The sequence below is a fragment of the Segatella maculosa DSM 19339 = JCM 15638 genome, assembly GCF_000382385.1.
Taxonomy (GTDB): domain Bacteria; phylum Bacteroidota; class Bacteroidia; order Bacteroidales; family Bacteroidaceae; genus Prevotella; species Prevotella maculosa.
In genome coordinates this window covers 95,552-118,891 of the sequence record NZ_KB908324.1, presented here as the reverse complement: position 1 = coordinate 118,891, position 23,340 = coordinate 95,552, and the positions used below count along the sequence as shown (strand labels likewise).

Here is a 23,340-nt window from a genome sequence, read left to right as displayed (position 1 = left end):
GGCTTCCCGCTGGAAGGCCTCCTAAAATCCGGGAGCCCGGGAGCCTCCCCCAACCCCCGGAAACCTCCCCCAACCCCTCCGAAGGAGGGGAGCACAAACAGCGTGCAAACTAATTCCTCGCAAGCTCGCAGCTCCCCCTCCTTCGGAGGGGGGTGGGGGGAGGCTCTCCTCCCCTCCCTTCGGGAGGGGCCGGGGGTGGGTGTCAGGGGGTGGGTGTTAGGGGTCAGGCTCCTAATTCCCGTGCTGCCCAATTCCCCCTTCCTCTTTTTTCTTCTTCTTTTTCTCCTCGCCTTTCCATTCCTCCCACTCAATCGGCGTATCGGTCAGGCCACGGGTGGCGTGCTTGCCGGTGCCCGAACCGTTCTTGGTGAAGCGCGTCTCGGGATTGAAGCGCACACGTACGCCAACGATTTGATTGGCCGACACTTTCTCGGCCGCGTCCACACCGCCCTTGGCCGACACGGCCGTGAAGTAGAACGAGCCAATACCGTCGAGCTTCACCGAGCGACCCTGCGACATGTAATCGGCCATGATTGGGGCCAATGCGGTGAACACGGCACGCACGTCGGCCGGACTGACCGTCGACTCAGCGCCGATGCGCTTACACAGTTGTTCGGTACTCACGGGGGTTCCCACCAGCACAGATTTGGGATACCACTTCTTGTTGATTTTCATCTGGATTTTCTTCCAAAAAGCCATAATTAGAATTGTTTTGTGCTTACGTCTGAAACCGAGGCGCCGACAGAGGGATATAGCGTCTGCCGAGTGGCGAATCCCCTCCCTCGGGAGGGGTTGGGGTGGGCTTTCGTGACGAGGCTTTGTCTAAAGTAGGACTACACCTGATGTAAAGTAGGACTACATGCCATCTAAAGTAGGACTACATCTCGTCTAAAGTAGGAGTAGACAAAACCTGTCCTCGGAGTTGGCATCGCCAGCCTTACGATCGCCTGTCCACTTTCCTCTCTACGCCCTCCGTCTTTGCCTCTTTTTCATTCATAAGCGAGTGAATATATATGTTAACTAAAAATAATTCTTTCTTTATCTTATTCGGCTATCCTTCATAGAAAGATATCCTTTGTTTATCCTTCGCAACATATTTTTATTGCGCCTGCCAATATGCCAATACGTTAGTACTGTAGCCACAACCAACGCCTATGGTTGCCGATGGTACGGCAGGTGGTATATCTACTGCAAACACATTTCCTTGAACCATATGCCCATAGAAACGGGTTCCTACCCAATAGCGAATCATACCGTCACCACTCTTAATGCTAACTCCATCTACTACATTATAACCAAATACCGAAGGAATAAAATAATAATCACTAATATTGGTAGGTATCCCTATTGTAAGAGAACCAAGATTACCGTTGTTCATGTTAGATAGATAGCCACTATAACCATCTACACGATAGGTTTCCCAATAATATATCTGATTTACCCCAAAGGGATCATTAGAACCAGTGAAGCCAGGAATCTTTGCCGCTTTCTTGACCCATATACCGCCCAAGCAAATGTTGGCAGGCGATGTGGCTGAACGTTTGGCTGCAAAAATGGTAGTTTGATCCAAATGTGGGTCTCCTCTATATATATACCACAGTGCTTGGTTCGTATTTGGCCCGACAAACTCTCTCCAATATCCCATCGGTGTAATATAACTTCTCATTTGCAGATTGGTAGATATCTTTTTATTTTTACCGGGGACAAAGGTAAGCGTAGCATATTCCTTCTTTATAGTCTCGGTCTTCGTTGTGAACTGGTCGTATAGAGTGTATTCGATAGACACATTATTGTAAGTTCCGGGAGGTAATACCATGATGGGCGAATTGGTTTCTTTAGCCGCTGCAACAGGGATAACGAAGCCATTGGTGCCCCCGCCAGAGAGTGTGAGCGTAATACTGCGGTTAGCAGGCGTGGGAGCGGGCCGTGAGCCAAGGTCGATGCCGCTGTCGTCGAAATTGAATTGCCCCGAAAGAGCTTCGTCGGCGGTTATCTTTACTTGCGTCAGCTTCACGGCAGTAGAGAAGTTGATGGTTGAATAGGGCAACAGGGTGAGATAAGAGGCCTTGTGATCAAGGGTGAAGTTATAGCCTCCTCCCGAATTGATAGCTGTTCCCGTGCCGCAATCACCGTCCTCACCGATGTGTGCGGCATCATTGGGCAGAGCCTGCGTCTGCTGGTCCTTGATAATTACTTTGTCGCCCACGGTGCTATTCTTACCCGTGTAGCGTACGGGATAGGAGGGAGCAGTATAGGTGCCCGAGAAATAGAACCTTGCTGTAGCGGCCCGTTTTACAGCGTCAGACCTTTTGGGGTTAGGGGTGAGTAGGTCGGTGATGTTGTTACTGTTGTCTTGTATCAACGTTCCATTGTTCACCCACAGGCGGTCGCCCTCCGTCCAATAAAAGTTCAGTCCCGAGCCGTCGTAATCGGCCGTGGTTCTCGTGGCTCCGTTGTTTACGACAAAAGCCGTGAGGCCTTTGGTGTCGGGTTTCTGTGCTTGCTCTTGCTTGCTGTTTGTTTCTTCGTTTGCACAGGCTGTCATCAGGAACAATGCGCCTGTAAGTGCGAGCAGGGATAATGCGTTTGTTTTCATCTTCTGTTCTTTTTTAGTCATTGAAACGTTTTGTTACTGCAGGCCCCATGGCTGCGGAGTTTCTTCCTCTTCATCTTCGAAATCATCGTAGTAGCCTCCTCGCTTTGCATCATTGATGTCGTTTCCGTCATCGCCGGCTTTGTTGTGCCCGCCAAGGTTGGAGAACGCAGTCAGCAGCGACTGACCATCGAACTGGGTAGCGACGACCTCAATTGAAGGACTCACATACCGTTTCTTTTTGAATTGTTTTCTGTTCATAATCTCTAATTTATAGGGTGAATATATTTGTTGTCTGCATGTAGGGACGCACGGCTCGTGCGTCCGCTCCAATACCCCGTTAACTGCCAACTCGTCAACTCGTGGTGAGCGGACGCACGAGCCGTGCGTCCCTACATGCTCTTGCGTCTTTTCGTTTGCTTCCTTTTGCGTCTTTTTGTTTGCGAATGCATGTAGGGACGCACGGCTCGTGCGTCCGCTCCAATGGCTTGTTAACTGACAACTCGACAACCGTGGTGAGCGGACGCACGAGCCGTGCGTCCCTACATTTTGCTCCCTTATTTCGTTCATTTTTTGCTCGTAAAGGGACACGAATATGCGAACAAAGGGAGCTCCGAAAAGCCCTTTGTTTATTGAGGTTACACGCGCTTCGCGCGCGCGTACGTGAAGACGTTTAAACGCCAGGTGCGCTAAGTGTGTGTGTGTGTGTGTGTGTGTGTGTTAGCAAATTATTTGAACCAGCCAAATAAAAAGCGTTAAAAGATGCAGAGAAGTTGAAGTTTCTCTGCATCGGCGTTATACCTTTTATATATATGCGATATGTCAAATGGTTTTGCTTCACGGCAGCAAAGGTAAGACTATTTTTCTTAACCTCCAAACCTTTTACGAAGTTTTATAACATCATCGCTGTAAATAAAAACAACAGAAAGCTTGCACAATTGAAAACGAATGATTAACTTTGCCAGCGTTTCCGATCAAGAAGATTGGAACGCAAGATACGGGGTGCTACCGCGTTTGCGGATGCTGAGAACAGACCCATGGAACCTGAAACGGGTAATGCCGACGAAGGGATTGACAATTTCCACGAGTTCATTTTTAAGATGCAATGGTGTATGATGCGATGCGTTGCCCCGTGTTCTGCGAAGAGCATACAAAAGATTTATCACTAACAACACTTCGAAATGAACAAAACACAAATCATGCTGACTGCCCTTGTGCTTGTTGCAAGCCGGGCGTATGCAACGGGAGAAAGGATTGACACGATGAAAACGTATGAATTGCAGGACGTGCAAGTAGTCTCCACCCGTGCCAATCAAAAGACACCGATGGCTTTTTCGACCCTCGACAAAGAACAAATCAGAAAGCTCAATCACGGACGTGACATTCCCTTCCTGCTATCGTTGACACCGAGTGTCACGATGACCAGCGACGCAGGAAACGGCATCGGATATACGTCGATAAAAGTGCGTGGCACCGACCCAAGTCGCATCAACATCAGTGCCAACGGCATTCCGGTGAACGATGCCGAGAGTTCTCTGGTATTCTTTGTCAATATGGGCGACTTCATGTCGAGCGTAAAGGACGTTCAGATACAGCGTGGTGTGGGCACATCTACCAATGGTAGTGCAGCATTCGGAGCCACCATCAACATGCAGACCGATGCTCCTTCGCTCCTACCCTACCTTAATCTCAATACTTCGGCAGGCAGTTACGGCACCCACAAGGAGAGTCTACGCTTTGGTTCGGGTCTCTTGGCCGATCATTGGAGCTTCGACGGCCGTCTTTCAAACATCGGAAGCAACGGCTATATCGAGCGAGCAACGAGCCAACTGAATTCTTATTTCCTGCAAGGTGCCTACACCGGGGAGAACACGCTTGTGAAGTTGCTCACTTTCAACGGCACGGAAAAGACTTACATGGCGTGGGATTATGCCTCGAAAAAGCAGATGGAGAAGTACGGACGACGCTATAATCCGTGCGGAAAATATACCGATGCCGACGGCAAGACGCGCTTCTATGACAACCAAACCGACAATTATCATCAGCAAAACTACCAGCTTATCTGGACACAACTGCTTGGCAAAGGATTCAATTTCAACGTCGGACTGCACTATACCGCTGGCTTCGGCTATTATGAACAGTACAAGTCCCATCAGGCATTGGCCGCTTATGGGTTCAAGGGCAGTACACTCACGTCGGACCTTATTCGGCGGAAGTACCTACGGAACGACTTCTTCGGCGGTGTGTATGCCCTGAATTATAAGCAAGGACGCTGGGAAGCATCGCTCGGAGGAGCCATGAACCATTACAACGGGCGCCACTTCGGCACGCTCGTGAGCGTTATCAACCCCACGGTTACCAACTATCCCGATACCGAATACTATCGAAACAAGGCCGAGAAAGACGAAAACAGCTTTTATGGGAAGCTGAACTATGAAGTCGGCAAGGGCCTCAATGCCTACGTAGACCTACAATATCGTCACATCAACTACCGCATTCAGAATCCCGACGACAAGTATTCTACAGCTCAAACGGAAGGCTGGCGCTATGATGAACACTACAACTTCTTCAACCCGAAGGCCGGATTATTCTGGCAAATCAACCCTAATCACGCACTCTATGGCTCATGGGCTATCTCTCATCGCGAGCCCGTTCGCAACGATTTCGAGGGAAATCCAGATCCAAAGCCAAGGGCCGAGCGCATGAACGACTGGGAATTGGGCTACAAATATCAAAGCGAGACGTTCAGCGGAGGCGTTAACTTCTATCACATGACCTATAAAGACCAGTTTGTCCTGACCGGAGAAATCAGCGCCACCGGTGAGATGATTCATCAAAACGTGGGAAATTCATATCGTCAAGGCATTGAATTGCAGGGCGCATGGAAGCCAATTGACTGGTTCCGTTGGGATGCTAACGCCACATTCAGCCGCAATCGTGCGAAAGATTGGACCGTGAAGAGCGACAACAAGAAGCCTTTGAACTTCGGAACCACGCATCTCAGCTTCTCGCCCGACGTGATTTTCAACAACATTTTCACTTTCGATTACCATGGCTTCGCGGCAGCTTTGCAGAGCCAATACATCGGTGAGCAATACATGACGAACGATAATAATCGCAATTTGATGCTCAATGGTTACTTTGTTTCCAATCTCGACCTCAGCTATTCGTTCAAACTTAAATCGATAAAACAGGTATCTGTAGGGGCAACCATCTACAATTTATTCTCCAAGAAGTATTTTTCTAACGGCCATGCCAGTGCAACTTACGACGACAACGGCCGCGAAACATCGAACGAGACCGTTTATTCTCCGCAAGCACCCATCAACTTTTTGGCACATTTAAGCCTCACATTCTGATATGACAGCATTCCTATCACTCCATTGGCTCGACATACTGACCACGCTGTTAGGCCTGATTTACATTGTATTGGAATATCGGGCGAGCATCTTGCTGTGGCTTGTCGGTATCCTGATGCCCCTACTCGACATCTGGCTTTACTACAGTCACGGGCTTTATGGTGATGCCGCTATGGCCGTATATTACACAGGTGCCGCACTATATGGCTACATGGTGTGGCGCTTTGGCAAGAAACATGGACAGCAAGAAGGCGAAGATTTGCCCATCACCCACATGCGCAAGCAACTCTATCTGCCTGCCATGCTGTTCTTCTTTACCGCATGGGGCTTCACTTATTGGGTGCTCCGGACATACACCAACTCCACCGTTCCACTGCTTGATGCTTTCACCAATGCGCTGAGCTTTGTCGGATTGTGGGCCTTGGCACGCAAATATGTGGAGCAATGGGGCTTCTGGATTGTCGTAGACCTCATCAGTTGCTACCTTTATATCATTAAAGGAATTCCTTTCAAAGCCGGGCTATATGGGCTATATGTAGTGATTGCCGTGGCAGGATACAGGAAATGGACACAAATGATGAACCACAGATGAACTGCTATCCACTCATTCGCCAGGGCACTCACTTTGACACCGTCATCGTGGCCAATGGAGCCTTCCCCGAAGGAGCAGTGGCTTTGGATGTCATTCATCATGCCCAACGTATCATAGCCTGCGACGGTGGGGCCGAAATGCTTATCGCCCGAGGTATAGAGCCCCGGAAAATCACGGTGGTGGGCGACGGAGACAGCATCACCCCCGCACTGAAAGAAAGGTTGCATTTCATTCAAGTAGACGAACAAAACGACAACGACTTGACCAAAGCTACACGCTACGTAGCCGGTCTGCCACGCATGAAAGGTGCTACCGTAGCTTATCTGGCGGCAACGGGCAAGCGTGAAGACCACACGATGGCCAACATCTCGCTCTTGATGCGCTATTATCAGGAGTTCGATTTACACCCCGTGATGCTCACGGATTATGGTTATTTCATTCCCACATGCATGGAAAGCCGCTTCGAAACCTTTGCCCGTCAACAGGTAAGCATCTTCAATTTCGGTTGCAAGCGACTCGAAAGCGAAGGCTTGGTATGGAATACTCGCGCGTTTGATAGCCTATGGCAGGGCACACTCAACGAGGCCCAAGGAAACCATGTTTGCCTTCATGGCGACTCGTTCTATCTTGTTTATCTGACATTAGAGGAAAAAATAAAACGCTAAGATGTGCATATCTATCATCAAGAGCAAAGAATTATCTCGATGATTTGGCGGTTTGGAAAATAATATGTATATTCGTAGCGTCAAACATCTAAAGGCATTTTCTCTTTGGAGATGTGACTATAGATTTTGTTTCATATTTACAAACAAGTTGGCTTCAACTCGTGAGAGACGGACCAACAATAATTGTTTGTTAATATACGTACTTGATCATCACTGCCGCAGTCGTGAGATTGCGGTATTTTTTTTGTGTCAAGATGTTGGAAATGGGAACCCATGAGTGAATCTTTCAAAGATGACGGGAATTACTTTTCGGTTTTGGTTCAGGAACAAGACTTCTCGACGGAGAAACCCCGAACTTCTTCTTGAAACATCGTGTAAAGTATTTGGGGTCATTGAAACCCACTTTATAAGCAATTTCGGTGATATTCCGGTCGTGGGGGTTCTTCATGAGAATGTCTTTGGCCACATCAAGGCGGTAATTGCGTAGGAACTGACTTGTTGGAAGACCCGTTTCCATCCCCAACCTACGGCTCAATATGCTGCGATTGAGGCCCAGCGCGTCGGCCAACTCGGCCACTCCGAAATCCGAATCCATGTAATGCTGTTCCACAACGGCCATCACTTGGTCCATGAAAGGCTTCTCATTACGGTCCATTTCGGTTTGGTCGGTCAAGAAACTACGCTGTTTGCTCCGCTTCATTTTCTGTTGTACGTGCAGAATTTCTTCTATACGGTGTTGCAATTCCGATGGTTCTTCGCTCTCACGCAAGGCTTCTTCAATCGGTTGCATCAAGCGTTCAGCCTCTCTTCGACGCAATTCTTTCACCCTGCGCTGATAAACAAAACGTGCCAAAAGGCCCACAACAATGAACAACAACAGCTCAAACCACCACGTCTTCCAGAAATAGGGCGACACGCTGACAGCCACTGAAGCCATCATATCATTGCTTTGGCCCGATGCTGAGACGAACTTCACTTGGAATTCATAGTCGCCTGGTGGAAGATTGGTATAGCGCATGCCATGCTCTCCGGGCCTTAACTGAATCCAATCGTCTTCAAATCCTTTCATTCGACAGCTGTAAACACTCTGCTGTTCGTTGCCATAACTAAGCGAAGAAAACTCAAACACGATAGATTTATCACCCTCGCTGACGTTTATCTGCGTGGCTTGTGAGATGTCTTTGTCTAAAACAGAAGAGCCAACCGCTGGCTCTTCGTTGTTCACCAGCAGTCGTGTGAAGCGCAGCCGACCATGATAAAGCGAGGCCGAATTGTCACCATGAAGCACCGTTACACCCTTGTCACTGCCGAAATACAAGGTTCCACCGGATGCAAAGGCCGAATTCCAATAGAATTGTGATGAAAGCAGTCCGTCACCGACAGTGTAATTGGTGAAAGCTTCCGTGTGAGGATTAAACCGAGAGAGGCCGTTATCGGTTGTTATCCATAGTATTCCACGGGCATCTTCCGCGATGCCTTTCACGACATTATTGGCTAAACCGTCGCGTTGGGTATAGGCCTTAAAGACGGTTTTCCCACCTCTATCCACCATTCTTTTATAGAGACCGTAGCCGTTACTGCCCAACCACAGCGTACCGTCACGCCCTAAACAGAGAGCACAAATCTTGTCAATGATGCCGCTTTTGGGGTCATCAAGTTTCGTAGAGAAGTGGATATAGGAAAAAAGGCGTGGATTTTTGCGGTTGGATTTCAGGTCGATCTTCACAACACCTGCCCCACAACCCATCCAAAGACAGCCATCCCTGTCAATGACGCTGCCGATGGCTCCACGGATATTCTCGCAACCCTTGAAAGGGGAAAACAGTTCCTTGCGCTGCAAGTCATAAGCACTGATGCCGTCGTTGCTGCCGATCCACATCAGCCTATTGTGTGCATCATAGCACAAGGCACCCACAAACTGGGTTAGCCAAGCATAATGTTGGGGCAAAGATAGGGGTACGATGCCGGTATGCCTGCGCAGGTCTATCATGTTGAGTCCACCACCCCACGTTCCTATCCACAGCCTTTCGTTCCCGTCTGGGACTAAGGCCGATACGGCATTCTGTGTCAATGCCGAGTTGTCTGCCGTGAAATGCGTGAACGAATTGCTCCCCCTTGCCTTGCGGTTCAGGCCTCCTTCTATCGTTCCCACCCACAAAGTACCGTTCGGTTCAGCATACATTGCATTCACGGCATTGGGCGAAAGACTTGTAGTATTATCGGTATGATAGAAATTCTCTATTTGCAGCGGACGCGGATTCAGTTTGGTGATGCCCCCTGAATCCGTTCCTACCCACGTAAAACCATGGAAGACAAAGAGACAATTTACAAAGTTGCTGCACAGTGGATTGGTCTTACTGCCCGTATCCCAATGCAGAAAATCATCAGTTTCAGGCTGATAGAAATCTACTCCACCCAAGGTTCCCACGAGCAACCGGCCTTCAGACACGGCAAGCGACGACACATAGTCATGCGAAAGCGAACTTCCGCCCCTATTTTTTTCGTACACTTTCAATGTCTTTGCAGTCGAATTATAGCGTAAGAGCCCCTTTGAAGTTCCGATCCATACATCTTTTTGGAACATTTTCAAGCAGGTAAAGAAGGTGTCGCCCATATAAGATAAGGTGGGAGTTATCATACGCTTGACGAGCTTTCCATGCACAATAGCGAGCTTATACAGCCCACCATCGATAGCCATCCATACCGAACCATCTCGGTCGATATCCTCCATGGCGATATCGGGTGTGTTGACTTGACAACCCATTTGTAATATCCTGAGAACATTACCCACGTCATCAAAAGTTACATGATAGATGGTTGAACGGGTCACCAACCACAAAGCATCCTTGCTATCGCGGTAGACTTTCACGGAAAGCTCGCCGAGAATACGCCGCAAAATATCATTCCTGCTCGCAGGAACCACCGGAAGCATGGTCTTCAGATCGAGTACTTTGGTATGTTCTTCAAAACTGATCCACAATCGATGAAACCTGTCTTCCACCATATTATGACAAGTGTTGCTGCGCAATGCCATACCTCTCGGGCCCTCATTGAAGTAACGATAGGCGTAACCGTCATAGCGGACGAGTCCTCCACCGTGCGTGGCTATCCAGATAAACCCGTAACTGTCGGCATAGATATCATCAATGAAATTGCTCGGAAGCCCGTTCGTCATGTTCAGATATGAGGTATTGCACCGCGTGACGTAGGTCGGTTGCGCCCATGAACACAAGCCAAACAGCGACGAAAGAAACAGTAGTAGAAGACGCTTCATGCCATTGAATAAAGGTCGTTATGATTTGTTTGATGATGCAAAGATAGCAAAAAAAAACGTAAGAACCGCCAAATCGATTTGCAATATCATTCGTTGTGGCACCCGATGACAAATAAAATTGCCGAAAGGAACGCGTATATCAGATTTTATGCTTAACTTTGCCGGCCCATTAAGGTAAAGAGAAAAAGAGAGAACAGCAATGGACCAGTCTGTGAGGACTTTTACTTTAGCAGGATTGACGGTGGCCTTTTTGCTGTCGATGCATGGATTGCCCACGCTCGACATCGGTGGAACGGAACTGCGACACGTCAACATGCTCAGTCAGATACAGCCCGAAATCGAGGCGAACGAGACCGAGGTGGTGCCCACACCCAAGGCACCCACGCCCGTCGTAGCCGTCGTACGCCATGGCCGAAAGGTGAATTTCAAGGAGCGATGGCCGAAAGGTGTGGAGCCCATTGCCGACTTTTCGGGTGGCAAGGCGGGCGGCATGGACGCGTTCTATGCGCAGTTGAGTCGCGTCACGACGCTCGGTCGCCCGATACGTATCGCCTATTTCGGCGACTCGTTCATTGAGGGCGACATCTTGACAGACTATCTCCGCGCGCTGTTCCAAAGTCGGTTCGGCGGTTCGGGCGTGGGTTGGGTCGATTGCGGCACGCCGTTGGTGGCCTTCCGTCGCACTGTCAACCAGCACTACAGCGGGATTGCGGAGTTTGCCGTGGTGAAAAAGCCTTTCGACAAGCTGCGTCAAGGCATCGCCCAACGTTATTATGTGCCGCGGGAAGGGGCATCGGTCACGACGCGCGGCTCGAAACGGCAGCCTCATGTGGCCGACTGGCAGAGCGCGAAGCTCTTCTTTCGCAGTCCGCAGTCTGTCAATATAAGGATCGCAATAAGCGATGGGCAGCCCTATATGTGCCGCACCCGCGCCTCGGACGAAGTGCAGATGATCGAAACCAAGGGCAACATGAATGCCGTGAGCTATCGGTTCACGCGTGTAACGCCCCGCACCACACTCTTCGGCATGGCCCTCGAGTCGGACAACGGCGTCATTCTCGACAACTTTTCCATGCGCGGCTCGTCGGGTGCACAGTTGGGACGCATTCCCTCTTCTACCCTTTCAGACTTCGCACGGCTGCGGCCTTACGACCTGATTGTCGTTCATTACGGGCTCAATGAAGCTGTAAAAGGAAACACGCTTCCACTGCTCAAGGTTTATATAAAGCGCATGAAGCGGTCGATAGAGAACCTTCGTGCGGCCTATCCCTCAGCAGGTATTCTCGTCGTAAGCGTACCCGACCGCGACCAACGCTCGGCCGAGGGCATCACAACCCTGAAGGAAGTGAAGGAACTGGTGGCCTTGCAAGCGCAATTGGCAGCCGACTGCGGGGTGGGTTTCTTCAATCTTTATCAGGCCATGGGCGGTGAAAGCAGCATGAAAAGGCTCGTAGACAGCCACCGGGCCAATAAGGACTACACGCACTTGAGCTTCGGCGGTGGTAAAGTGGTGGCCGGAAAGGTGTTCCCTTCTTTTATTGCCGGACTGGAAAACTATAAACGCCGCAAGGCTTTGGAACAACAATGATACAGCGACTCATCAGCCTTCTCTCATATAATCCACAAGAACCGCTCCTCTTTTCGAGCGGTCTCTTCTTGTTTCTCTTTCTGGGCTTTTCGTTCGTCTACATGCTGCTGCGTCGGCATTTGCAGCCCCGGTTGCTCTTTGTGACGCTTTTCTCCTATTATTTCTATTACAAGAGCAGCGGCCTCTACTTCTTTCTGCTGGCCATCGTCACAGTGAGCGATTACCTCATCGCGCGACGTATCCAAACATTGGCCGACCGTTCGTTGACCGAAAAGGGAAAGGAACGGTGCTTGCGTCGCCGCCGCAAGTGGCTGGTGGCATTGAGCCTGATGATCGATCTCGGCCTATTGGGCTATTTCAAATACACGAACTTCTTTGCAGGAATGGTCAGTCGGATGCTCGATTTCAACTTCCAACCGTGGGACATCTTCCTCCCCGTGGGCATCAGCTTCTTCACTTTCCAAAGCCTGAGCTACACCATTGACGTCTATCGCGGCAACCTGAAGCCCTTACCTCGCCTCCTTGACTATGCGTTCTACGTGTCATTCTTCCCGCAACTGGTAGCAGGTCCCATCGTGCGTGCCTCGGATTTTGCGCCACAAATTCGCAAGCCGGTCGTCATTACGCCCGACATGTTCGCCCGCGGCGTCTACTTCATCATTATCGGACTATTCAAAAAGGCGGTCATCAGCGATTATATCAGCCTCAACTTTGTAGACCGCATCTTCGATAACCCCACGCTTTACAGCGGCATGGAGAACCTTCTCGGCATCTATGGCTATGCATTGCAAATCTATTGTGACTTCAGTGGCTACAGCGACATGGCTATTGGCATCGCATTGCTGCTGGGGTTCCGCTTCCCGCTCAACTTCAATGCGCCTTATCGCGCCACAAGCATCACCGATTTCTGGCGACGCTGGCACATCTCGCTGTCCACTTGGATACGCGATTACATCTATATCTCTCTCGGCGGCAACCGGAAAGGCAAGCTGCGGCAGTATGTCAACCTCATTCTGACCATGCTTTTGGGCGGACTTTGGCACGGCGCCAGCCTCAATTTCATTGTTTGGGGTGGCATGCACGGCGTCGCCTTGGCCGCACACAAGCTGTTCAGCCAAGAGATTTTGCACCATGCGCGCAGCTATTGTCCGCGCGGTATCCGCAAATGGGCGGCCATATTGCTGACCTTTCACTTTGTTTGCTTCACGTGGATTTTCTTCCGTCAGACTTCATTCTCTGCAGGACAAACGATGCTTCTACGCATTTTCAGCGATTTCCACGCCGAACTTTGGTTACAGATTGCAAGCGGATATAAATATGTATTGGCTTTCATGGCCTTCGGATTCCTCACGCATTTCCTGCCCGATGCATGGCAAGAGCGAATCATCGCCGCGCTTCGCCGTTGCAACGTGGTGGTCTGCGCGCTCCTGCTGACGGCCGTCATCTACATCGTCATTCAGATAAAAAGCTCCACGATACAACCATTCATCTATTTTCAGTTCTGATAACGATGTCGTTCGGCCGCTTCCATTCCCCAAACAATACGCTTGAAAAGCGGCATTCACAGGTTTACGTCCGCCGTTAACACAATATTTAATATCATAAATATGGTTAAAACAAGGCAAAATAACTTGTTTTGTTATATAATAATGTGTACCTTTGCACGTCTTTTATATAGAGGTAAATACACACGAAGTTGATTTTCAAGAAGTTAAGAATAGGATAGAAGAGGTAAAAAGATGAGACAGCTAAAGATCCAGAAGAGTATTACGAACCGTTCGAGTGAGGCTTTGGATAAATACCTCGTAGAGATTGGACGTGCCCCGTTGATTTCAATTGACGAAGAAATCGAATTGGCACAGAAAATCAAGAAAGGCGGTCGTGACGGCGAGCGTGCAAAGGAGAAATTAGTCACCGCCAATCTTCGTTTCGTGGTGTCGGTTGCCAAGCAATATCAGCACCAAGGCCTCTCATTGACCGACCTTATCGACGAGGGAAACATCGGTCTTGTGAAAGCAGCCGAGAAGTTTGACGAGACTCGCGGCTTCAAATTCATTTCCTATGCCGTGTGGTGGATACGCCAAAGCATTCTGCAAGCCATCGCCGAACAAAGCCGTATCGTGCGTCTTCCGCTCAATCAGGTGGGCTCACTCAATAAAATCAATCGTGAAATCAATAAGTTCGAGCAGGAGAATCAGCGTAAACCGTCGCTGACAGAGCTGGCGAATGCAACGCAGATTGAGGAAGAAAAGATTGATCAAAGCCTGATGGCCGACAGTCATCACGTCAGTATTGACGCGCCGTTCCAAGAAGGTGAGGACAACAGCATGGTCGATATCATGGCCGGCGGAGACGATAGTCGCACCGACAAGCAGGTGGACCACGAGTCAATGGCACTTGAATTGGAAAACGTTTTGCGCAAGGTTTTGAAAGACAGAGAGATAACTATCATTCGCGAATGCTATGGCATCGGTTGCCACGAGAAGGGGCTTGAAGAGATAGGTGACCAATTGGGCCTCACTCGCGAGCGTGTCCGGCAAATCAGAGAAAAGAGCATTGCCAAGCTGCGCGACAGCGGTTATGCCAAGATTTTGATGAAATATTTGGGATAAAACCGTCGTTTTACCGCGTGAAATAAGAAAAGAGAGGCCTCCTGTCTCTCTTTTTTGTTGAGTAAAATCTGCGAACTCAGAACGCACATAGTGATACTTCCCGAAAGTCTTTCCTTTTTGATGCTTCCACTATCGCAGTAGGTTGATTACCAATGCGTTCGTATCGCTTTTCAATATCAGCCATTTTAGCGCGCAATATGGCTGATTTCACGCGCTAAAGTGAGCCATATTGCACGGCAAAATGGCTGAAGTTGCGGACCGTCTTGATGCACCTTGAAAAACAAGATGGGAACTGCGGCGGTTTGACGGCAGTGTTATCGGCAACAAATTCCGCCGCAATTAATTAATGTTAATATTCTTTTATACACCCTACATTCACGCTTGTTCTATGATTAAATGCTTAATTTTGCCACTTCAAGATAGCAAAACAGATACGTAACGAACAAGATAAAAACGATGAATACAGAGGAAACAAATTCATTTCAGGCCGTTGACGAAGGCTTTACTATGATTGAGGCCATCGCCGAGGCCAAGAAATGCCTGCAATGTAAGGTTCCGCAATGCCGGAAAGGTTGTCCGATAGAAAACGATATTCCCGATTTTATCCACGCACTGAGCATGGGAAACATGGGCGACGCCATGCGTATCATCAACGAAAAGAGCAATCTGCCGGCCATTTGTGGGCGAGTTTGCCCGCACGAAAAGCAGTGTCAAGGTCATTGCGTGATGAATAAGAAAGGCACACCTATACAGATTGGGAAGATTGAACAGTTCATTGCAGACTTCGATACCGCAATGAATCTCACCCGAGAAAAGCTGCCACAGAAGGACAGAGGCAAGATTGCAGTCATCGGATCCGGCCCTGCCGGGCTGACGGTTGCAGGCGATTTGGCACGCCAAGGCTTTAATGTGACCATCTTCGAAGGGCAGGATGAGCCGGGAGGCGTACTGATGTATGGCATTCCGGAATACCGTCTGCCGAAGAAAGTGGTGCGTGCCGAGATACAAAAAATAGAGGCTTTGGGTGTCAATTTCGAGTGCAACGTGCTCGTCGGAGAGAATAGTGTAAACGTAGACAGCTTGTTTCATCAGGGATACGATGCCATTTTCATGGGCACGGGCACTTCCGTTCCGCAGAACATGGACAGTACACCGGGCGCAAAGCTGCGGGGTGTCAGTCAGAGTACCTACTTCTTGCACAACGTAAACAGCTATAATGAAGGGGCCATCGGGCGAGATATGGTGCCATTGCGCGACGGTGAGAAGGTAGGCGTCATCGGTGGAGGAAACGTTGCCATGGATGCTGCCCGCACGGCCATTCGTTTGGGGGCGGATGTGACGGTGCTTTACCGCCGCACCCAAGAGGAAATGCCAGCCATCAAGGCCGAATATGAGCAGGCTGTCAGCGAAGGTGTGAAGTTCAAATGGAACACTTCGGTGACCGAGTTCATTGCCGGAGAAAACAGAAGGCTGGCAGCATGCCGGCTAAGCACGCCCGAAGGAGAACTCGTCGAGCGCTTCGACCGCGTCTTTCTGGCCATCGGCAGCCGACCGGCCAACCGCATTGTGAGCACGACGGAGGGCATTGAAGTAGACGAGAAAGGCTACGTGAAGGTCGTAGAACGGCCTTATGGCATGACTACACGCCGCGGTGTCTTTGCGGGAGGTGACGTAGTTCACCGGCCACAAACGGTGGTATTGGCCATGAAAGCGGCTAAGGACGTGGCACAAGGTATGGCACAATACGTCGATGCCATCAAGCTGTTGGAAGCAGCAAAGAAAGTGGAAGAGCAACATATCACTGATAAATAATATATATTTTTTGTTTTTTTAGCGGTTTCTATCAGCATATTTTAGTAACTTTGCGGGCAAATAGTTCATATTTTTCAAAATCATCATGGCTGAAATAAAAAAAATCAAGACTGCTCTCGTCTCCGTCTTCCACAAAGATGGCTTGGAGGAGTTGCTTGCCAAGCTGCATGAAGAAGGTGTGAAGTTCGTTTCTACGGGCGGAACACAAAGCTTTATCGAGTCATTGGGCTATGAATGCCAGACCGTTGAGAGCATCACTACCTACCCGTCTATCTTGGGTGGCCGCGTAAAAACGCTGCATCCGAAAGTCTTCGGAGGTATTTTGGCACGGCGTGAAAATGAAAATGACTTAGCACAGATGGCACAATACGAGATTCCGTCTATAGACCTTGTCGTTGTCGACCTCTATCCTTTCGAGCAGACTGTGGCAAGTGGCGCGTCGGAGGCAGACATCATCGAGAAGATTGACATTGGCGGTATCTCTCTGATACGTGCCGGCGCGAAGAACTTCAAGGATGTCGTCATCATTCCGAGCAAGGCCGAATACGGCATATTGCTCGATATACTCAAGAAGAAGGGTGCCCAGACCGACTTGACTGAACGCAAACTGTTCGCAGAACGCGCTTTCGGAGTCAGCAGCCATTACGACACCGCAATTCACAATTGGTTTGTAAATAATATATAACATATGGGATTTTTTTCTTTTGTCCAAGAAATAGCAATGGACCTCGGCACAGCCAACACCATCATCATCAGCGATGACAAAATCGTTGTTGACGAACCTTCCGTCGTGGCTCTTGACCGCAACACCGATAAAATGATTGCCGTGGGCGCCAAGGCAAAGATGATGTATGAGAAGACACACGACAATATTCGCACCGTACGCCCACTACGAGATGGTGTCATTGCCGACTTCACGGCCTGCGAGCAAATGATGCGTGGCCTAATCAAAATGGTTCATTCGGGAAGCAGGCTCTGGTCGCCATCGTTGCGCATGGTCATCGGCGTGCCATCAGGCTCGACCGAGGTTGAACTGCGTGCCGTCCGCGACAGTGCCGAGCATGCCGACGGCCGCGATGTCTACTTAATTTTCGAGCCGATGGCTGCCGCGATTGGCATCGGCATCGATGTCGAGGCTCCTGAGGGGAACATGATCGTTGATATCGGCGGTGGCAGCACGGAGATTGCCGTTATTTCACTGGGTGGTATCGTCAGCAATAACTCCATACGTACAGCCGGAGACGATTTGACGGCCGATATTCAAGAATACATGAGCCGCCAGCACAATGTTAAAGTCAGCGAACGTATGGCTGAGCGAATCAAGATACACGTGGGGTCAGCACTGACCGAGTTGGGCGAAGAGGGCCCTGAAGACTTCACTGTCCACGGACCTAACCGCATCACGGCCTTGCCCATGGAAGTCCCGGTATGCTATCAGGAAATAGCACATTGCCTCGACAAGACGGTTGCCAAGATTGAGAATGCCGTTCTTTCCGCACTGGAGAACACGCCACCCGAGCTCTATGCCGACATCGTAAAGAACGGAATATATCTCAGTGGCGGCGGAGCTTTGCTGCGTGGTTTGGATAAACGCCTGACCGAAAAGATAAACATTCCGTTCCATATCGCCGAAGACCCGTTGCACAGCGTGGCAAGAGGCGCAGGCATTGCACTTAAGAACGTAGACCGTTTTTCTTTCTTGATGCGATAAATCTGATGTTAGGTGTTGACGATTATCAGTTAATTTGCCAACACCTAATATTTCATGATCAATTCAGGTATGCGTAATCTCTTAGACTTTCTGGCCAAATACAGTTATTGGTTGCTGTTTGTTCTATTGGAGGCTATCAGCTTTGTACTCCTGTTCCGGTTCAACAGTTATCAAGGAAGTGTATGGTTTTCATCAGCCAATATCGTGGCCGGGAAGATATACGACACAAGTTCGAAAATAGAATCCTATTTCCAATTGTCGAAGATAAACGAGCAGCTCACTCAACGTAACCTGTATTTGGAACAACGACTCGCCAAACTTGAAAGGGATTTGGGCGATTCTGCTGCCGATACTGCCATGAACAGGAGCCTTTTGCTACAAAGTCTTCACCCTTACCGGCTCATTCCGGCCAAGGTGGTAGGCATGTCTTGGAACAGACGGGACAATTTACTGACCATCAACAAGGGGGAGGCCGACGGAGTGAAGAAAGATATGGGCGTAGTCTGCGGAACGGGGGTCGTTGGCATCGTCTATCTTACTTCAGCCCACTATGCCATTGTCATTCCTGTGCTCAATTCGCAATCGAATATCAGCTGCATTATCCAAGGACGCGGTTATTTCGGATACCTGCATTGGACAGGCGGCAACACGTCTGAAGCCTATGTTGACGATGTACCGCGCCATGCCCACTTCAAACTCTATGAGAACGTTGTCACAAGCGGCTATTCCTCCGTATTTCCAGCGGGTGTGATGGTTGGCAAAATATTGCACGTCTACAATTCTACAGACCAGATGTCCTATCGCCTGAAAGTCGAACTGGCAACAGACTTCGGTAAGCTACGTGACGTCTGTGTGATTGATAACACAGCACTGTCAGAACAAGCAGATATCATGCGGGCTGCAGAAGACTCTATCCGCACGAGGGAGAGTGGCAAAGCAAACTAAAATCAAGGGAGGATGTAAGAAAATGAACACACAGTTACTAAGAGGAGTCGCCATCTTTGTGGCTTTATTGTTAGTGCAGATCTTGGTCTTCAACCATATCCATCTGTTCAACTGTGCCACTCCCTTACTCTATATCTATGTCGTATTGCTATTTCCACGCAATATTCCACGCTGGATGGCACTGCTGTCCGGCTTCATCATGGGCTTCTTCATAGACATTTTTTCCAACACGCCGGGCGTCTCCATGGCTTCGACTACTTTCATGGGACTTATTCAGCCTTATATGCTCGTCCTCTTCCTGCAACGCGACAGTGCAGATGACCTTTGCCCTTCGATCCGCTCATTGGGAGCAACCCGTTTCATCTGCTACACCTTTCTGATGGTACTCATCTATTGCACGCTTTTCTTCACGCTTGAGACGTTCAACTTCTTCAACTGGCTGCAATGGCTTGAGTGCATTGCCGGCAGTACAACCATCACTGTGGTTCTTGCTATCACGCTGGAGAATTTCCGTTCAAAATGAAATCGGTCCTATTTATTCGTCCCATAACAAAAGTATTACTTGACAGGTGAAAGACTATAATCTCGAAAACAGACGTTTTGTGATAGGCGGCGTGGCAGTGGCCATCGTGCTTGTCTACATCGTCCGCCTGTTCACGATACAGCTACTCAGCGACGACTTCAAGAAGAACGCCGACAGTAACGCCTTTCTCAAGAAGATTGACTACCCCTCACGCGGTTCCATCTACGATCGTAACGGCAAGCTCATGGTCTACAACCAGCCTGCCTACGACATCATGGTCGTGATGAACGAAACCAAGAACCACATAGATACCCTTGAACTATGCAATGCGCTCGGCATAACTAAGAGCTACTTCATCAAGCGAATGGACGATATTAAAGACCGCAACAAGAACCCCGGATACAGCCGCTTCACCGAACAACTCTTCTTGAGCCTACTGTCTGACCAAGAGTTCAGTATATTCCGCGAGAAGATGTTCCGCTTCCCCGGCTTCTACATACAGAAACGTAGTATTCGACAATACACCTACCCCTATGCAGCTCACGTCTTAGGCGACATCGGCGAAGTATCACCGGCCAACATCGAAGACGACGACTACTATCAGCCCGGAGACTATATCGGGAAACTCGGTGTCGAGAAGTACTACGAGAAAGAACTACGTGGTGAAAAAGGCATACGTATCATGTTGCGTGATGCCCACGGCAGGATACAAGGTAGCTACCGTAATGGGGAACTTGATCATCGCCCCGTAGCTGGCAGAGATCTCACCCTGAGCCTCGACTTGAAACTGCAGGCTCTCGCCGAACGAATGCTACAAGGTAAGATAGGAAGTATTGTCGCCATTGAGCCGGCTACGGGTGAAGTGCTCGCCATGGCATCTTCGCCCACCTATGACCCGCGCTACCTCATTGGCCGCAAACGCAGCAAAGCCCACAAGGCGCTCTCCAAGGACGTATGGAAGCCGCTGCTCAACCGCTCCATCATGGGACTATACCCCCCGGGCTCAACTTTCAAGACCACTCAGGCACTCACCTATCTCACCGAGGGTATCATCACGCCCAACACCATGTTCACCTGCCATCACGGCTTCTTCTACCGCGGACTACACGTAGGTTGCCACGGCCACGTCTCGCCCCTCAATCTCGTCGAGGCCATCAGCACCTCATGCAATGCCTATTTCTGTTGGGGGCTCTACTATATGCTCGGCAACCGACGCAAATACGGCTCCGTACAGAACGCCATGAACCGCTGGCGCGACTACATGGTCAGCATGGGGCTCGGCTACAAACTCGGCATCGACCTCCCCGGTGAGAAGCGCGGACTTATACCCAATGCCTCGTTCTACGACCATGCTTACCGTAATGCATGGAATGGCCTGACCGTCATCAGCATATCCATCGGACAGGGTGAGATTAATCTCACGCCCCTGCAGATAGCCAATCTCGGTGCCACCATCGCCAACCGAGGCTACTTCTACACACCACATGTCGTCCGCAAAGTGCAGGGCCTACCCCTCGACACTGCCTACACCCGACGCCACCGCACCATGGCCTCCGAGCGTGCCTACCGTACCGTCATCGCCGGCATGCGCTCGTCGGTGCTCAAAGGCACCTGCCGCGACCTCGGTCGACTCCCATACGCCATCTGCGGAAAGACCGGCACCGCGCAGAACCACGGCCGCGACCATTCCGTCTTCATGGGGTTCGCACCAATGGACCGTCCCAAGGTGGCTATCGCCGTTTACGTGGAGAACGGAGGCTTCGGCGCCGACTTCGCCGTACCCATTGCAGGTGTACTCTTCGAGCAATACATGACGGGCCGACTCTCACCATCTGCCGAGCATATGGCCGAAACACTACAACATAAAAGGATTGCTTATGGCACCCATGACAGGTAAACAACACAACATATTCAGATCGCTAGACTGGTGGACAGTTGCCATCTACGTCGCCCTACTCGCTTTCGGGTGGGTAAGTGTATGCGGTGCAGGCTACACCTACGGCGACACCGACATTCTCAGTCTCTCCACCCGTTCAGGCATGCAAATCGTCTGGATAGCGACCTCGCTCTTCCTCGGCCTCGTCATTCTCCTGCTCGACGACAGGTTCTACGACACCTTTGCCTACGTCATCTATGCCCTCCTATTATTATTGCTATTCCTCACTATCTTCAACCCTCACCAGATAAAAGGTTCACGTTCGTGGCTCGTATTTGGGCCCCTACGCCTCCAGCCCGCCGAGTTCGCAAAATTCGCCACAGCACTCGCAGCCGCCAAACTCATGGGGTCATATGGCTTCGACATCCGACGCTGGAAGCACTTCGCCATGGCTTGCACTATCATCCTCCTCCCCATGCTCTTCATTGTCGCACAACGTGAAACCGGTTCGGCCCTCGTCTACATCGCCTTCTTCCTCATGTTCTACCGAGAAGGAATGCCCGGCAGTATCCTCTTCACCGGCATCGCAATGGTCGTCTACTTCGTCGTCGGCATCAAATACGAAGATACCCCGCTCCTTCACACGCCCACCTCGGTCGGCGTGTCCGTCGTCATGCTCCTCATACAGGTGTTCACCGCCGCCATGGTAGGCATATACAGCCGCGACCGCCGCCTCATGTGGTATCTCCTCGGAGCGACAGCCGGCCTCACCCTTGCCGCATGGCTCTTCTCCGCCTACGTCATACCCTTCGACACCGTACCCCTGCAGTTCGCTGTCAGCATCGCCGTCATCGTCATCCTCCTCCTGCGATGGCTACGCACCCGCATCACCACCTACGCCCTCATCAGCCTCTTCACCATCGGCTCCATAGCCTTTTTTCACTCCGCCGACTACGTGCTCAACAAAGTGCTCGAGCCCCATCAGCGCGTCCGTATCAACGTGCTCCTTGGCCTCGAAGACGACCTCAACGGCGCCGGTTACAACGTACATCAAAGCGAAATAGCCATAGGCTCGGGCGGACTCCGCGGCAAGGGCTTCCTCAACGGCACACAAACCAAACTTAAGTTCGTGCCCGAGCAAGACACCGATTTCATCTTCTGTACCGTCGGCGAGGAAGAAGGGTTCCTTGGCTCGGCCACCGTTCTCGTCCTGTTCCTCCTCCTCATTCTCCGCCTCATACGTCTTGCCGAACGGCAGCCCATGTCTTTCGGGCGTATCTACGGCTACGGCGTATTGAGCATCTTCCTGTTCCACGTCTTCATCAACGTGGGCATGGTGCTCGGCCTCACACCCGTGATAGGAATTCCGCTCCCCTTTTTCAGCTACGGCGGCTCATCACTATGGGGCTTCACCCTCCTACTGTTCATCTTCCTGCGCATCGATGCCGGAAGAAACCTCACACGTATGCGCTGACTCCGGCCAGAATACTCGTCGCCCATGGTGGATAATAGTAAAATAAAAAAGAATGCTCTTCCGCCATGGCGGAAAATAGTAAAATAAGAAAGGAACGTTCTTCCGCCGTGGCGGAAGATAAAAAACGTAAAAGAATTGTTCTTCCGCCACGGCGGAAGATAAAAAATGTGAAAGAAATATTCTTCCGCCATGGCGGAATGTAAAAAATGTAAAAAGAAAGTTCTTCCGCCGTGGCGGAAGATAAAAAAAGTAAAGAAAATATTCTTCCGCCACGGCGGAAGATAAAAAATGTAAAAAGGAACTGTCATCCGACGCC

At 50.2% G+C, this 23,340-nt stretch carries 18 protein-coding genes; 14 read left to right on the top strand and 4 right to left on the bottom strand.

From position 1 onward, the window contains the following. Positions 1 to 231: 231 nt before the first annotated feature. From H164_RS0107395 to H164_RS15885, 3 genes are all read right to left on the bottom strand, one after another. A complete protein-coding gene (locus tag H164_RS0107395; RefSeq protein ID WP_019968024.1) occupies positions 232 to 699 on the bottom strand; it encodes an HU family DNA-binding protein in 468 nt (155 codons plus the stop codon). Between the two features lie 400 nt (positions 700 to 1,099). Continuing rightward, positions 1,100 to 2,617: a hypothetical protein gene (locus H164_RS0107390; RefSeq protein ID WP_019968023.1), complete on the bottom strand. Its 1,518-nt coding sequence runs from the start codon at positions 2,615 to 2,617 to the stop codon at positions 1,100 to 1,102. Between the two features lie 12 nt (positions 2,618 to 2,629). Further along, the gene (locus tag H164_RS15885; RefSeq protein ID WP_248616186.1) at positions 2,630 to 3,163 is read right to left on the bottom strand and encodes a hypothetical protein; all 534 of its coding nucleotides are present in this window, start codon (positions 3,161 to 3,163) and stop codon (positions 2,630 to 2,632) included. A 611-nt stretch (positions 3,164 to 3,774) separates the two neighbouring features. Between H164_RS15885 and H164_RS0107375 the strand changes: the two genes are divergently transcribed. From H164_RS0107375 to H164_RS0107365, 3 genes are read left to right on the top strand one after another with little or no spacing between them, the layout of a single operon-like run. Further along, positions 3,775 to 5,952, top strand: a complete 2,178-nt coding sequence (locus H164_RS0107375; RefSeq protein WP_019968020.1) for a TonB-dependent receptor — start codon at positions 3,775 to 3,777, stop codon at positions 5,950 to 5,952. A 1-nt stretch (position 5,953) separates the two neighbouring features. Then, positions 5,954 to 6,544 (top strand): nicotinamide riboside transporter PnuC, encoded by a 591-nt coding sequence (gene pnuC, locus H164_RS0107370; protein WP_019968019.1) that lies wholly within the window; start codon positions 5,954 to 5,956, stop codon positions 6,542 to 6,544. Next, positions 6,517 to 7,209, top strand: coding sequence for a thiamine diphosphokinase (locus H164_RS0107365; RefSeq protein ID WP_019968018.1), 693 nt, complete (start codon positions 6,517 to 6,519; stop codon positions 7,207 to 7,209). Before pnuC ends, H164_RS0107365 begins: the two co-directional genes overlap by 28 nt. Before the next feature lie 286 nt (positions 7,210 to 7,495). Here H164_RS0107365 and H164_RS0107360 read toward each other — a convergent pair whose 3' ends face one another. Continuing rightward, positions 7,496 to 10,483, bottom strand: a complete 2,988-nt coding sequence (locus H164_RS0107360; protein ID WP_026356277.1) for a ligand-binding sensor domain-containing protein — start codon at positions 10,481 to 10,483, stop codon at positions 7,496 to 7,498. A gap of 199 nt (positions 10,484 to 10,682) precedes the next feature. Here H164_RS0107360 and H164_RS0107355 point away from each other — a divergent pair, with 199 nt between their 5' ends. The 11 genes from H164_RS0107355 to H164_RS15490 all read left to right on the top strand — a co-directional run bounded on the left by H164_RS0107355 (position 10,683) and on the right by H164_RS15490 (position 23,227). Further along, positions 10,683 to 12,071 carry a GDSL-type esterase/lipase family protein gene (locus tag H164_RS0107355; RefSeq protein WP_025829834.1) on the top strand — a complete coding sequence of 463 codons (1,389 nt, stop codon included), beginning with the start codon at positions 10,683 to 10,685 and terminating at the stop codon, positions 12,069 to 12,071. Continuing rightward, the gene (locus H164_RS0107350) at positions 12,068 to 13,576 is read left to right on the top strand and encodes an MBOAT family O-acyltransferase (RefSeq protein ID WP_019968015.1); all 1,509 of its coding nucleotides are present in this window, start codon (positions 12,068 to 12,070) and stop codon (positions 13,574 to 13,576) included. Before H164_RS0107355 ends, H164_RS0107350 begins: the two co-directional genes overlap by 4 nt. 234 nt (positions 13,577 to 13,810) lie before the next feature. Beyond that, positions 13,811 to 14,683, top strand: a complete 873-nt coding sequence (locus H164_RS0107345) for a sigma-70 family RNA polymerase sigma factor (RefSeq protein ID WP_008564927.1) — start codon at positions 13,811 to 13,813, stop codon at positions 14,681 to 14,683. A 456-nt stretch (positions 14,684 to 15,139) separates the two neighbouring features. After that, positions 15,140 to 16,495 (top strand): NAD(P)-dependent oxidoreductase, encoded by a 1,356-nt coding sequence (locus H164_RS0107340; protein WP_026356276.1) that lies wholly within the window; start codon positions 15,140 to 15,142, stop codon positions 16,493 to 16,495. Between the two features lie 85 nt (positions 16,496 to 16,580). Next, positions 16,581 to 17,180 carry an IMP cyclohydrolase gene (locus H164_RS0107335; RefSeq protein WP_019968013.1) on the top strand — a complete coding sequence of 200 codons (600 nt, stop codon included), beginning with the start codon at positions 16,581 to 16,583 and terminating at the stop codon, positions 17,178 to 17,180. 3 nt (positions 17,181 to 17,183) lie between these two features. Continuing rightward, positions 17,184 to 18,206 (top strand): rod shape-determining protein, encoded by a 1,023-nt coding sequence (locus H164_RS0107330; protein ID WP_025829837.1) that lies wholly within the window; start codon positions 17,184 to 17,186, stop codon positions 18,204 to 18,206. A gap of 69 nt (positions 18,207 to 18,275) precedes the next feature. Further along, positions 18,276 to 19,151: a rod shape-determining protein MreC gene (gene mreC, locus H164_RS0107325; RefSeq protein WP_026356275.1), complete on the top strand. Its 876-nt coding sequence runs from the start codon at positions 18,276 to 18,278 to the stop codon at positions 19,149 to 19,151. A gap of 22 nt (positions 19,152 to 19,173) precedes the next feature. Next, complete coding sequence (gene mreD, locus H164_RS0107320) at positions 19,174 to 19,674, top strand: rod shape-determining protein MreD (RefSeq protein WP_025829838.1); 501 nt, start codon at positions 19,174 to 19,176, stop codon at positions 19,672 to 19,674. 46 nt (positions 19,675 to 19,720) lie between these two features. After that, positions 19,721 to 21,571: a penicillin-binding protein 2 gene (gene mrdA / locus H164_RS0107315; protein ID WP_019968009.1), complete on the top strand. Its 1,851-nt coding sequence runs from the start codon at positions 19,721 to 19,723 to the stop codon at positions 21,569 to 21,571. Beyond that, positions 21,552 to 23,024: a rod shape-determining protein RodA gene (rodA, locus tag H164_RS0107310; protein ID WP_019968008.1), complete on the top strand. Its 1,473-nt coding sequence runs from the start codon at positions 21,552 to 21,554 to the stop codon at positions 23,022 to 23,024. Before mrdA ends, rodA begins: the two co-directional genes overlap by 20 nt. Before the next feature lie 65 nt (positions 23,025 to 23,089). Then, positions 23,090 to 23,227 carry a hypothetical protein gene (locus H164_RS15490; protein ID WP_154652122.1) on the top strand — a complete coding sequence of 46 codons (138 nt, stop codon included), beginning with the start codon at positions 23,090 to 23,092 and terminating at the stop codon, positions 23,225 to 23,227. Positions 23,228 to 23,340 lie beyond the last annotated feature (113 nt).